Annotated in this window: 8 protein-coding genes; 4 read left to right on the top strand and 4 right to left on the bottom strand. The window is 47.6% G+C overall.

The window, feature by feature from the left end:
- Nucleotides 1–52: 52 nt before the first annotated feature.
- The 3 genes from cobA to BLV62_RS01755 are packed head-to-tail and all read left to right on the top strand — an operon-like array spanning nt 53 to nt 2,555.
- Nucleotides 53–814 (top strand): uroporphyrinogen-III C-methyltransferase, encoded by a 762-nt coding sequence (cobA, locus tag BLV62_RS01765; RefSeq protein ID WP_089758032.1) that lies wholly within the window; start codon nt 53–55, stop codon nt 812–814.
- Nucleotides 801–1,490, top strand: coding sequence for a Crp/Fnr family transcriptional regulator (locus tag BLV62_RS01760; protein ID WP_089758029.1), 690 nt, complete (start codon nt 801–803; stop codon nt 1,488–1,490). Before cobA ends, BLV62_RS01760 begins: the two co-directional genes overlap by 14 nt.
- Before the next feature lie 57 nt (nt 1,491–1,547).
- Nucleotides 1,548–2,555, top strand: coding sequence for an MBL fold metallo-hydrolase (locus tag BLV62_RS01755; RefSeq protein ID WP_089758027.1), 1,008 nt, complete (start codon nt 1,548–1,550; stop codon nt 2,553–2,555).
- Here the strand turns inward: BLV62_RS01755 and BLV62_RS01750 are convergent.
- Nucleotides 2,546–3,379 (bottom strand): class I SAM-dependent methyltransferase, encoded by an 834-nt coding sequence (locus tag BLV62_RS01750; protein ID WP_089758024.1) that lies wholly within the window; start codon nt 3,377–3,379, stop codon nt 2,546–2,548. The genes BLV62_RS01755 and BLV62_RS01750 overlap by 10 nt on opposite strands.
- 119 nt (nt 3,380–3,498) lie before the next feature.
- Between BLV62_RS01750 and acnA the strand changes: the two genes are divergently transcribed.
- Complete coding sequence (acnA, locus tag BLV62_RS01745; protein WP_089758022.1) at nt 3,499–6,258, top strand: aconitate hydratase AcnA; 2,760 nt, start codon at nt 3,499–3,501, stop codon at nt 6,256–6,258.
- Nucleotides 6,259–6,428: 170 nt separating this feature from the next.
- Here the strand turns inward: acnA and BLV62_RS01740 are convergent, their stop codons facing one another.
- From BLV62_RS01740 to BLV62_RS01730, 3 genes are all read right to left on the bottom strand, one after another.
- Nucleotides 6,429–8,657 carry a cation:proton antiporter gene (locus tag BLV62_RS01740; RefSeq protein WP_089758020.1) on the bottom strand — a complete coding sequence of 743 codons (2,229 nt, stop codon included), beginning with the start codon at nt 8,655–8,657 and terminating at the stop codon, nt 6,429–6,431.
- 134 nt (nt 8,658–8,791) lie between these two features.
- Nucleotides 8,792–9,571 (bottom strand): response regulator transcription factor, encoded by a 780-nt coding sequence (locus BLV62_RS01735; protein WP_089758017.1) that lies wholly within the window; start codon nt 9,569–9,571, stop codon nt 8,792–8,794.
- Nucleotides 9,553–12,720 (bottom strand): ligand-binding sensor domain-containing protein, encoded by a 3,168-nt coding sequence (locus BLV62_RS01730; protein ID WP_089758014.1) that lies wholly within the window; start codon nt 12,718–12,720, stop codon nt 9,553–9,555. The genes BLV62_RS01735 and BLV62_RS01730 overlap by 19 nt, the downstream gene beginning before the upstream one ends.
- Between the last annotated feature and the right edge of the window lie 199 nt (nt 12,721–12,919).

Below are 12,919 nucleotides of genomic sequence, written 5' to 3'. Positions count from 1 at the left end.
TAGTGTTTAGTGTTAAATCTATTAAATAATTTTAATTATAATATGTTTTTCTATGGCAAATCCCTTTCTATCTTTAATCGGAGCCGGACCAGGAGATCCTGACCTGATCACTGTAAAAGCCATTAAAACCATCAGTAAAGCAAAAGTGATCTTATATGATGCGCTGGTGAACGAGTCGCTGCTCGAATACGCCACCCCCGATGCTATTATCCGCTTCGTGGGCAAACGTTACAACTGCCACAGCATCAGCCAGCAGGGGATTAATGACCTGATCGTGGACATGGCATATACTTATGGGCATGTTGCCCGGCTTAAAGGAGGTGATCCTTTTGTATTTGCGAGAGCGGCCGAAGAAATTGCCGCGGCCCATGAAGCGGGCATAGGGGTAGAAGTGATCTCCGGGGTGAGCAGCGCCCTGTCGGTTCCCGCTTCTGCCTTGATCCCCGTTACCTGCCGCGGAATTGCAGAAAGCTGCTGGATCACTACCGGAACCAACCAGGCAGGAGAACTATCCGGAGATATTGAACTGGCGGCCCGGTCGTCAGCCACGGTAGTAATTTTAATGGCGATGAGCAAACTGGAAGAGATCATGGACATATTTGCCAGCCATGGAAAAAGCGACACGCCTGTTGCCATCATACAGGAAGGCACAACCAGTCGCCAACGGGTGATCTCCGGCACGGTGAAAGACATCCTTTACAGGGCCGAAGCCGCCGGTATTACCAATCCCGCTGTCATCGTAGTGGGCGACGTAGTGAACCTGGGATTGAAACATCAGCAAAACAACAGTTATTGTTTACATGAAAAAAGATAAAGAAGGCTGCGACGGCAACACCTGTATGCTCTGCAGATGGGCTGTAAAGGAATGGAAGCCGGCCATTGCCCTTCAACATAAAAACTACCTGCTTAAAAAAGGGGAATTGTTATTCCGGGAAAACGAACCGGTAAACGGTATTTTCTTTGTCTACGACGGCCTGGTGAAAGTACATAAGCACTGGGGCGATGATAAAGAACTGATCATCAGGTTTGCCCGGAAAGGCGATATTGTAGGACACAGGGGTATGGGCACCCGGGAAGCCATATACCCGGTTTCCGCTACCGCCATGGCCCCTACACAGGTATGTTTCGTGGATATGGAATTTTTTACTTCTTCCTTAAAAGTGAACCAGGGGTTGCTGTATGAACTGCTCCTCTTTTTTGCTGATGAGCTGCAAACAGCCGAAAAACAGATGAGGAACCTGGTGCATATGCCCGTAAAAGCCCGGCTGGCCAATGCATTCCTGCTGCTCGAAAGCCAGTTTGGCTATAATAAAGAAGGGTTTATTGATATTGAACTGAATAAACAGGACCTGGCCTCCTATATCGGCGCCACTTTTGAAACCACTTTCAGGGTGTTGAATGAACTGATAGAAGCCCGGCTTATCGCGATAGCAGGAAAGTACTACACCATTCTCAACGTCCCGAAACTGACCCAATTGGCTCATACTTAAAATATTTTCTTCTCCCATTCGTCCTTCCTATCAGCAAAACACTTCTTAACTTTAGATATGGAACAAAAGTCATCAGCTGATAGGATAAGACATTCCCTGCAATTCAGGAACGGGGCATTTCAGAATGTTAACCTGACTCCCCTGAAGCCGGAGAATGTCACGTACTTCAAAATGTTCTTGGAAAGCCTTCAACGGCCTGCCAATGTAAAACCCCCTGTTCCGCTGCCGGCAATAAAAACAGATCTGAAACAACTGAACACCAAAGAACCCACTTTGGTCTGGTTCGGTCATTCTTCCTACTTCATAGAAATAGAAGGATTCAGGATATTGGTGGACCCTGTACTCAGCGGCAGCGCAGCTCCTTTCAGCTTCATGGTGAAAGCGTTCCCGGGATCTGATATTTATAAACCCCAGGACATCCCGGAAATAGACCTGCTGATCATTACACATAATCATTACGATCATCTTGATAAAAGAACATTATGCCAGCTGACCTCCAGGGTGAAAAGGGTATATACGGCGCTGGGCGTGGCCAAAGACCTGAGAGGCATTTTCGCCCCCGACCTGATCACCGAACTGGATTGGTGGGAAGGCGAGCAGGTAACCGACAAAGTACACCTGACAGCTACCCCTGCACGTCATTTTTCCGGCAGGGGATTTAAGAGAGGCGGCAGCCTGTGGGTCTCTTTTGTATTGCAGTTATATGGCTATAACCTGTTCCTGGGCGGCGATTCGGGCTACGATGCACATTTTAAGGAGATAGGAGAGAAATTCGGACCATTTGACCTGGTTATATTGGAAAACGGGCAGTATAACGACTACTGGCCTTTTATTCATATGGTGCCTGAAGAAACAGTGAAGGCAGCTACAGACCTGAAAGCGAAAATGCTGCTGCCTGTTCACTGGGGCAAATTCACCTTATCCACTCATCCCTGGAATGAGTCGCCGGACCGTGTAACCAGGGCTGCTGAAGCCATTAACCTCCCGGTTACCACACCGAAAATAGGCGAACCTGTTGTGATCGGTCATCACTGGCCAAACGAAAAATGGTGGAATCAGATATAGAAATTTAACAATTCTATAATTCCTTCTCCATCTGCCTTGAACTGTACGGGTTTCAGCCCTCTTTTCTTTTCTGTGAGAGGCAGCGGTTCCCGTTCTACCGATGCTGCATGCAGTTCCTGGAGAAAAGCATTTATTTGCCGGCGGCTATAAACTTTCAGCGGAGCCGGAAGGTTGGCCGCCAGGATGTCTAATACTCCTTCATGCAAAGGCCGGCAAGCCAGGGGCACATCCTCACCTGCCAAACAATAATCCAGCATTACCTGGTTATGATGCCCCGGCGTCCTGAATAACTGCATCACATCCAGGAAAGCCGATGAAGGGATATAATGTATGATGCCTTCAAATACGATAATAGCGGGTTGTCCGGGAGCATAACCGCTATGGGCAAGAAAGCTTCTGAGTAAGGGCGTATCTGTGATATCGCAGGGCGCAAAATGAATTAAGGTCTGTTGAGGTAAGATCCTGTCATATATTGCTTTTTTCTCTGCAATATCTCCGTTGTCCACTTCTATGATCTTCCGCAGTTGTGGATAATTCTCCAACAGGTACAACGACAGCGGATCTAAGCCAGCTCCCAATATGATCGCCTGTTGTACAGGGTGGGCATTCATTCTTTCGCTGATAAAATGCCGTATGCCGAATTTTCTCAACAACACAATTTCTATGATCTGTGGATAACGGCGTTTTAATTCATAAAAAAAACGATTGGTTTCGCTGAAATCAATTGCGTTTATGTATTGCTGTTGCAGGGTTGAGTGGTATAAGGGAAGCGCAGCTTCCAGAATCAGTTTGCTGGTGGCACGTACTTTGAGTTTTTCTGTCATTTTCTTTCGCTTTGTTATAAACTAGTTCATATGGATGCCGGGATGCAGCAGGGGAAACTGGTATCCTCATAAACAAAATGGACGGGGCAGTGTTTTTTTAATGTCTTCAATCAGATACTATGGAGCCAAAAATCGCTTTACTAAGCAAATTAGAACAGGAGGGAAAGCAAATATCACGTTTGCCATTCTCTATCAGGATCCTTTTGGAAAATGTATTGCGGAATAAAGACAACTTCGCGATCACAGACGAGCATGTGGAAACATTAGTGAACTGGACACCCGGGGGAACCGATAAGGAAGTGCCGTTTAAACCTGCCAGGGTACTGATGCAGGACTTTACAGGCGTACCTGCCGTTGTAGACCTGGCCTCTATCAGGGCGGAAGTGATCCGGCAGGGAAAAGACGGCGCTGCTATTAACCCTGCAATTCCTGTTGACCTGGTAGTGGACCACTCCGTGCAGGTCGATTTTTTTGGTACTGACTATTCCTACAGGAAAAACGTGGCGTATGAATATGAACGTAATAAAGAGCGGTACCAGCTTCTTAAATGGGCCCAGCAGGCTTTCAGGAACTTTACCGTAGTGCCGCCGGGAATGGGTATTTGCCACCAGGTGAACCTCGAATACCTGGCTAAAGGAGTGATCAGCCGCGATGGCTGGATATTCCCTGATACCCTGGTAGGAACAGATTCGCACACGCCTATGGTGAATGGCATCGGCGTATTGGGATGGGGCGTTGGCGGGATTGAGGCGGAAGCAGCTATTTTAGGTCAGCCGATTTATTTTACCTGTCCGCAGGTGATAGGCCTGAAATTAACAGGTAAGCTCACAGAAGGGGTAACGGCAACGGATATGGTATTGGCTATTACAGAACTGCTGCGTAAATACGGCGTAGTAGATAAATTTGTGGAAGTATTTGGCGATGGGTTGGATCACCTGACGGTCCCCGACCGGGCTACGATCTCTAATATGTCGCCCGAATTTGGTTGTACTGTTACCTATTTCCCGGTAGATGACCAGACATTGCAATATATGCGCCGCACTAATCGCCCGGCCGACCAGATCTCCCTGGTCGAATCTTATTGCCGGCAAAATATGTTGTGGAGAAATGGCGACGAAAATATCACGTATTCGGATATACTGGAATTGGACCTTAATAAAGTGCAGGCCGCGGTGGCGGGGCCGAAAAGGCCTCAGGACCGCATCCTGGTGAAAGACCTGGGCAACGAGTTTGAGACGTTGCTGGGAAAAGAATATAAACGTATGTATACTCCTGAAGGCAAACGCCGGGATACTGCCTGGTTATCGGAAGGCGGTTCGGGAACTACGTTCACCTACGAAATACAGAAACCGCTGGAAGATGTGGCAGTGGAGGTAGATTACCTGAAATCTGTTCGCGTTAAACTGAGAAATGAAGAATATGTATTGAGCGATGGCGCGATCACTATTGCAGCAATCACCAGTTGTACCAATACCTCCAATCCCAGCGTGATGATAGGGGCGGGGCTGGTAGCAAAAAAAGCGATCAGCCGCGGTTTAACGGTAAAGCCCTGGGTAAAGACCAGCCTGGCGCCCGGGTCAAGGGTCGTTACCGATTACCTGAAACGCGCCAATCTCCTGGAAGAACTGGAAGCTTTGCGTTTCCACGTGGTTGGTTATGGTTGCACCTCCTGTATAGGCAACAGCGGACCATTGCCGCCTGCAATAGCAGAAGCGGTAGATAAAGGCAACCTCGTGGTGGCGTCAGTATTATCAGGCAACCGCAACTTCGAAGCAAGAGTACATCCGCAGGTGAAAATGAATTTCCTCGCTTCCCCGATGCTGGTAGTAGCTTACGCGATTGTAGGACGGGTAGATATTGACCTCCTCACCGCTCCGTTAGGCTACGACCCGAACGGCGAACCTGTATACCTGCGCGATATCTGGCCTACCCAGGAAGAAATTAACCAGGCTATTGCAACTGCCGTAAAACAGGAAGATTTTGAAAATGCCTATAGCGTGATCTTCGATGGCGACGAACAGTGGCAGGGATTACTAGCGCCAACCGGCAATAACTATCACTGGAGCAACGATTCTACCTACATCCGCGAAGCTCCTTTCTTTAAAGGCATTTCCAGCCAGCTTGAGCCTCTCCATGATATTACCGGGGCAAGGGTGCTGCTGAAACTCGGCGACTCCGTTACTACCGACCATATCTCTCCTGCAGGTTCATTCAAGTCAGACACGCCTGCCGGCAAATACTTGCTTGATCATGGTATTGATCAGCGTATGTTCAATTCTTATGGTTCCCGCAGGGGCAACCACGAAGTAATGGTAAGAGGTACTTTCGCGAATGTGCGCCTGAAAAATGACCTGTCGCCCAAAGAAGGCGGTTACACTACCCTGATGCCTTCCGGTACTGTACTGTCAGTATACGACGCTTCCGTTAAATATGCAGCCAGCGGCACTCCGCTCATCGTGCTGGCAGGCAAGGAATATGGCAGCGGTTCGTCCCGCGACTGGGCGGCAAAAGGAACTAACCTCCTCGGCGTAAAAGCGATTATCGCAGAAAGCTACGAACGTATTCACCGCAGCAACCTGGTAGGAATGGGCATATTGCCGCTGGAATATATGAATGGTCAGAATGCGGCCTCTCTTAATTTAACGGGTACCGAACAATACGATATCACCGGACTGGAAGGCGGGTTAACGCCCGGTAAGGTCCTGAAAGTTAAAGCTATTCCCGGCTCCGGCGAACCGCCTGTCGAATTCGATGTAAAATGTAAGCTGAACAGCGAGATCGAAATCGAATATTATCTGAACGGCGGCATCTTGCAATATGTGCTCCGTGACTTCCTCGCGAGGGGGTTCACGCAGAATGTTTCACGCAGAGAGGCATAAGAAGCAAAGAAGCATAAGAGATTGTTTTAAGAAAAAAAGAAAGCAAAGGAGTTGAAGATTGTGTTATAACATAATCTTCAACTCCTTTGCTTTCTTAAAATTCGCTCTGGTCAAAATCTCTTATGCTTCTTTGCTTCTTATGCCTCTCTGCGTGAAACATTCTGCGTGAACTATATGTGGAAGTCTTTGATGCGCTTACGGTCGCCTACGAGCCAGATGACGTCGCCCCATTGGAAGGTGGTGTTAGAGTCGGGGTTCAGGATTTTTTCCGAGCCCCTGGCGATACCTACTACCAATGCGTTTGTTTTTTCACGGATGCCGGAGGTACGTACGGTTTGCCCCTTCAGGCCTGTATATTCATCGACCATGATGCTGGTGAGCCCTACGTTGTCGTCGTTCAGTGCATTGTTGGGGATAACGTTCAGGGTATCCACCACTTTCCCGAATTCTTCCAGTTGTTCTTCTGTGCCTATTACTACGAGGGTGTCGTGAGGAAATATTTTTTCATCGCGGGTGGGAGCATAGATGGTTACTTCGCCTCGTTTAATGGCCCCGATATTGATGCCGTATTTTTCCCGCAGCTCCAGTGAAACCAATGGTTTGTCGATCAGTGTGGACCATGGGTTCACTTCTATTTCAGATACCTGCGCATCCCAAGGCAGCAGGTCGCGGCGGGGGGATTTGCCTGCATCGGCTGTTTCCCGCGCATTTAAATTGGCGAGGAACCGGCGCTCTATCCTGTCGTAATATTTCTGCAACTGTGAGCGTAATACGATCAGTACGCAGGCGAGGATAAAAGCTGTTCCCAGCAACGCCTGCCAGAAGGGGAAGTACTGGTTTACAAGGAAGCCGACCAGCAATACGCCTACAACGTTGCGCACTACTTCCACTACTACCAGCGGACCGTGGTTGTATTTAGAGTCCAGCCACAGCGCCTTGTAAGCGGTGCTGGATATCTTCTGGATCATCAGCGCCCAGATAAATGGCGACATCATCGCAATGCCGATCAAAACAGAAAGTATCCTTGCCAGCCATTCATTCTGTATGTATTTCATTACAAACGGGCCTATGTAATAGACGTTCAACAGTATTACTCCCATCATGATCACGCTGTTCAATACGATCACCCTGATATAGCTACGCAGTACGATTTTCCAGTCGCTGTCGGCTTGCAGGGTTTGGGAGCTGGCGCTATACCTGTTGAGGGTATTTAACCACTTTTCAGGAAGTACGCGTTCCAGCCATTCGTATAGCGGTACGGAGAATTTGATCATGTAAGGAGTGGTGAAGGTGGTGATAGCCGATACGCCAACAGCTACGGGGAAAAGGAAGTCGCTGGTTACGCCAAGCGAAAGACCCAGCGTGGCAATAATGAATGCAAATTCCCCTACCTGCGCCATGCTCATACCTACCTGCACGGATTGTCGCAGTGTTTGACCCGACAGCAGGGCGCCGGCGGACGTGCTTACAAATTTTCCAACAATGGTCAGCAATGTTACCCAAAGTACCGGCGCCCAATATTCGCCTATCATTTTTGGATCTATCAACATCCCTACTGATACAAAGAAAATTGCGCCGAACAGGTCTTTGACAGGTTGTATAAGATGCTCTACTTTTTCTGAAACGGTGGTTTCTGCAATGATAGAGCCCATGATAAATGCGCCCAGTTCTGCGGAGAAGCCAACCTGGGTGGCGAGGATCACCATGCCAAGGCACAGCGCTATGCTGAGTATCAACAGCGTTTCACTGTTGATATACTTTTCCATTTTTTTTAAGAATGTAGGCAGCAGGAAGATGCCTGCGAGGAACCAGATAGCGAGGAAGAAAGACAGTTTCAGGATAGTGAATATCATCTCGGTTCCCTCGAACTGCCGGCTAACCGCCATGGTAGAGAGTAACACCATCATGAGGATCACTACTATATCTTCTATCACCAATACTCCAAATACGATCTTGGTGAATGGTTTCTTTTTGATGCCTAATTCTTCAAACGCCCTGATAATGATGGTGGTAGAAGAACTGGCCAGCAAGCCTCCCAGGAACAGGCTGTCCATCGTTCCCCAGCCCATCAACTGTCCTACATAATAGCCTGCAATAGTGATGCAGGTAATTTCAACAAACGCGGTGATAGCTGCGGTACCGCCTACCCGCATCAGTTTTTTGAAACTGAATTCAAGTCCTAAAGAAAATAATAAAAAGATTACGCCGATCTCCGACCAGGTTTTGATCCCTTCGCTGTCGGCAATGGTTGGAAAAAGGTGAAAGTTGGGTCCAACGATGAATCCCGCGATGATGTATCCCAACACCATCGGCTGTTTCAGCCGTTTGAATAATAAGGTGATAATTCCTGCCGCTCCTAATATCAACGCCAAGTCAATGATCAATTGTGGTAAATGCATACTGTACTAAAATTCGGTTTAATGTATATGGCAGCAACAAACGACCGCACTTATTTATGCCGGATGCCAAACGATGGGAATTGATGGATGTCCGCTAATATATTATTTTTCTGGCGGGCGATCAAGACAAACTTTTAATTTCCTTTCTCTGCCTGCATTTGCGCGAGGTACTTGGATGGAAGAATACCGAACTGCTTTTGAAAATTTTTTCCAAAGTTGGTGAGAGAAGCAAACCCGCAGAGCTCCGCCACTTCATTTATCTTGTACGAACCGGTTGCCAGCAGGCTTGCCGCTTTTTTCAGCCTGGCTATGTTGATCAGTTCATGGGGAGTGAGATCTGATATTGCTTTTATTTTCCGGTAGAAAGTAGGCCGGCTCATATTCATGAAATCCGCCAGCTGCTCCACATCCAGCTCTGTACTGTCGAGATGCTGCTGGATTATATCGTTCAATTTTTCCAGGAACTGTTCATCTGCGCTGGTGTAGGCCATGCTTTTCAGGTGAACAAGCGGGGTGTTGGCGTAATAGGATTTCAGTTTACCCCTGTTGGTAAGCAGGTTGGCAATCTGCACCTGAAGGTAAGCGGGCGAAAAAGGTTTCTCTATATAAGCATCTGCCCCTATCTCCAACCCTTCGATCTTGGATTGCAGGGTATTCCGGGCGGTGAGCAGGATAACAGGAATATGGCTGGTTTCAAAATCTGATTTAATAACACTGCACAACTCGAACCCGTCCATCTCGGGCATCATAATATCGCTGATCACCAGCTGCACGGGATGTTCTTTCAACAGGGCCATAGCGGCCTTGCCGTCGCGGGCGGTAATAATTTTGTACTTATCTTCCAGGTCTTCTTCAATGAAAGATAAGATCTCTTCATTATCATCAACTAGCAATATCAGTGGTTTGTTGTCCATTTATTCGAATTATCAGTAGTACCAGGATTAATGGGCAATGTTAACGAAAAAACATTTAACGGCCCCTCATGCGGCGCCAGGACCAATTGACCGTTATGTAATTCGGCTAAGGTTTTAGATAATGACAATCCTATGCCAGCACCGGATTCTGAGGCTGTTGCTTTTACCCTGAAGAATGGCTCGAAAATTTTTTCTGCTATTTCTGTACTCAGCAGATAGCCATCGTTTTTAACCAGTACCGTAAAGGTAGTATCTGTTTCGCTTATCTGCAACAGGTGCATGGATGCCCGGGTAGCGGCATACTTGATGGCATTGTTCAGCAGGTTGCTGATGATCTTGTTGATCGCTTCTGCGTCTACATTGGCATAAAAAGGAGTGTTGGGCATATCCAGCTGGAAATCCAGGTTCTTGTGCTCCGCTGCCGCTGTGAAACGCGTAAATATTTCTCTCAGCAACTCCGAAATATTGGTATGGGTGAATGTCAGGCTGAATCCATGCGTTTCCGTTCTCCTGAAATCCAGCAGTTGCGTGGTCAGATCCAGCAACCTGTCGGTATTCCTTTCCATGATGCGCAGGTTCTTCTGGATCTGCGGCACTTCTTCTACCCGCTGGATAACCTTTTCCATAGGCCCTTTGATAAGGGTTAAGGGCGTACGTATCTCATGCGCTATGTGAGTAAAGAACTCAATCTTTGCCTGGTAAATTTCTTTTTCTTTTTCATGGGCCAGCCGTTCCATCTCCCTCTTCTGCCGGGCTACGGCCCGTTGATGGAACCAGCGGATAACGGAAATGATAATGGCCAGCAAACACAATACATACACGGCATAAGCAGGATAACTCCTGTAAAATGGCGGGAGTATCCTGATATAAAGCGATTTCGGGGCATCGCTCCATTTTCCGTTGCTACTGGCTGCTTTCACCAGGAAATGATAAATACCCGGCGAGATCTTCGTAAAATATGCTTTCCGGTTGGTGGAGAGGTAAGTCCAGTCGGCATCCAGTCCTTCCATTTTATAGGCATAGGCGGTCGTTTTCGGCGATGTATAACTCAGCGCTGCAAAATCGATGCTGAAAGACGACTGGTCATGCGCCAGCACAATGCTATCTGTAAAGGAAATGGATTTGTTCAGCGCGTCTCCTACCAATGCTTCCCGCCCGTAGATCTGCAACCCGGTGAAATAAACAGGGGCCCTGAAATGGTTTTCCTTGAACGACTCCGGATTGAAACGGATCATCCCTTTTACGCTGCCAAAATACATAGTACCAAGGCTATCAACGTACGAAGAGTTATAGTTGAACTGGTCGTTCAGCAACCCGTTATCCCTGGTGAATACAGTAGCTTTTTCGCTGGCCGGATCAAAACAGGCCAGCCCTTTGGCCGTTGAAATCCAGAGGCGCTGCCTTTTGTCTTCTTCTATCCGGAAGATCATGGTATTAATAAATCCGTGTTCCAGCCGGTAACGTTTGAAGTTACCTGTAGCCGGCAGGAACAGGCATAGTCCATCGTCGGTGCCTACCCATATCCGGTGTTTGCTGTCTTCGAAAATGCAGTTTACCCTGTTGTTGGCCAGGCTGCTGGTGTCGGTATCCAGGTGTACATACACCTGGTTCCTGCGGGTTTTCGGGTTGTAAAAAAATACCCCGTCCCTGGAGCCGCCTGCCCAGATGTTTCCTTTACTGTCTTCAAATGCTGTTATATAGAAAACGTAGTTTGGCAGTTCCCGGATCACATCGAAGTTGTCGTCTTTCCTGTTATACTTATGGAAACCATAGCTGGTGCAGAGATAGATGTCGCCGTTCCTGGTTTGCAGCAGCGAATAAATAAAATTGCTTTTCAACTGGTGCGGGGCCGGACCGTTTTCATAATGTTTGATAAACTTTCCGGTGCGGATATCCATGATATCCAAACCATGCTCAAAAGTGCCTATCCATAGCGAATCGCCGGTTACCAGCAGCCCGTGGATATTGGTATGCGATAATCCGACAGCGGGAGGCGCGCTGGGTTGTATATTTTTGAATTGCCCGGTAGCAGGATTGTAGCAATTCAGTCCCCCGTCTTCTGTCCCGATCCATAAACGACCGTATTTATCCGGGTGTATCTCCCTTACTGCATTGCCGCTAAGCGAAGGAGTGCCGGGCTGTGGAAAGAATTTTTCGAAAGAGTAATAGGGTACAGGAAAATAGTTGATGCCGCCAAAGTAGCTGCCCGCCCATATTCCGCCTTCTTTGTCTTTCAGCAGGCAATAGATGGCATTGTCGGAAATAGAATAAGGAGTATTGTATTTTTTTTTAAGATTGATGGTGGTTTTAGCGGCCGGATGATAAATGTAAACGCCGGATTCTGTGGCAATCCAGTATTCGTCCTGCTCTTTTTTTAATATATCCCTGGCGTATATTTCATCGCCTTCGGGGCTGGTGGAAAAGAAATCCTGGTAGGTTAATGTTCGGATGTCGAACAATTTAACTCCTTGCTTGGTGGTGCAGATGAGCAGGGTGTCCTTTCCCTCCGGAACAATTTTTTGTACCCAGTGGGAATTGACGGGCCTGGAATGATCAAAAAGCGAATATTGGGAAAAAGACCGGGTGGCGGCGTTATACACGGCGATTCGTCCATCTGCGGATACCGCCCAGATATTGCCATCGCCTCCCAGGCATAAGGAAGTGGCGGAAGGAAAGCCTGGTACGGCGATTAGTTCATTTTTTTCGGGTTGGTAGCGGAAGATGCTGCCCGATGAACATAACCAGATATTTCCCTGCAGGTCGTTGGTGATGGCGTTGATAACGCCGTTTACTTTTTTATCCAGCTGCCTGAATTCTTCGGTACGCGGATTATAAATATATACGCCTCCTTCGGTGCCAACATATATCAGCCCGTTCGCAGCTTCGTATAAACAAACAATACCATTGTTCCCCAGGCTGCCGGTGCTGTCAGACCGCAGGAAACTGCGGAAAGTATAGCCGTCGAACCGGTTCAGGCCATGAAGGGTGCCAAACCACATAAACCCCTGCCTGTCCTGCAACGTGCAGATCACGGCGTTATGGGAAAGCCCGTTTTCTACCTGGTAATGAACCACATCGGCGAACTGGCCATAGAGTTTAGCAGCATTCAGCAGCAAGATGCAAAGTATGGCATAGCCTGTTTTCCACATGATTTATTGATTATCAAAACCTTAAAGCTAATCGTTTTCCTGTTTCCTGCAAAAGCCTCCCCGTAAAGGACATTCTCACATGCCTTTCAACAGGAAATGCGGTTATGAGACAATGATACAAAAAGAAGAAAAATTGAGATGAAATGATAACCATAAAAGAAAAGGAAATCTTTTCTTTGAGAAAATTATTTAAGCGTTC

Origin of the sequence: Chitinophaga terrae (ex Kim and Jung 2007), from assembly GCF_900107795.1 — a bacterium.
In the GTDB taxonomy this organism is placed as follows: Bacteria; Bacteroidota; Bacteroidia; order Chitinophagales; family Chitinophagaceae; genus Chitinophaga; species Chitinophaga terrae.
This window is presented reverse-complemented; position numbering and strand designations above follow the sequence as displayed.

Coding starts and splice junctions, on each gene's coding strand:
- cobA (WP_089758032.1), top strand. CDS start 53: ATGGCAAATCCCTTTCTATCTTTAATCGGAGCCGGACCAGGAGATCCT.
- BLV62_RS01760 (WP_089758029.1), top strand. CDS start 801: ATGAAAAAAGATAAAGAAGGCTGCGACGGCAACACCTGTATGCTCTGC.
- BLV62_RS01755 (WP_089758027.1), top strand. CDS start 1,548: ATGGAACAAAAGTCATCAGCTGATAGGATAAGACATTCCCTGCAATTC.
- BLV62_RS01750 (WP_089758024.1), bottom strand. CDS start 3,379: ATGACAGAAAAACTCAAAGTACGTGCCACCAGCAAACTGATTCTGGAA.
- acnA (WP_089758022.1), top strand. CDS start 3,499: ATGGAGCCAAAAATCGCTTTACTAAGCAAATTAGAACAGGAGGGAAAG.
- BLV62_RS01740 (WP_089758020.1), bottom strand. CDS start 8,657: ATGCATTTACCACAATTGATCATTGACTTGGCGTTGATATTAGGAGCG.
- BLV62_RS01735 (WP_089758017.1), bottom strand. CDS start 9,571: ATGGACAACAAACCACTGATATTGCTAGTTGATGATAATGAAGAGATC.
- BLV62_RS01730 (WP_089758014.1), bottom strand. CDS start 12,720: ATGTGGAAAACAGGCTATGCCATACTTTGCATCTTGCTGCTGAATGCT.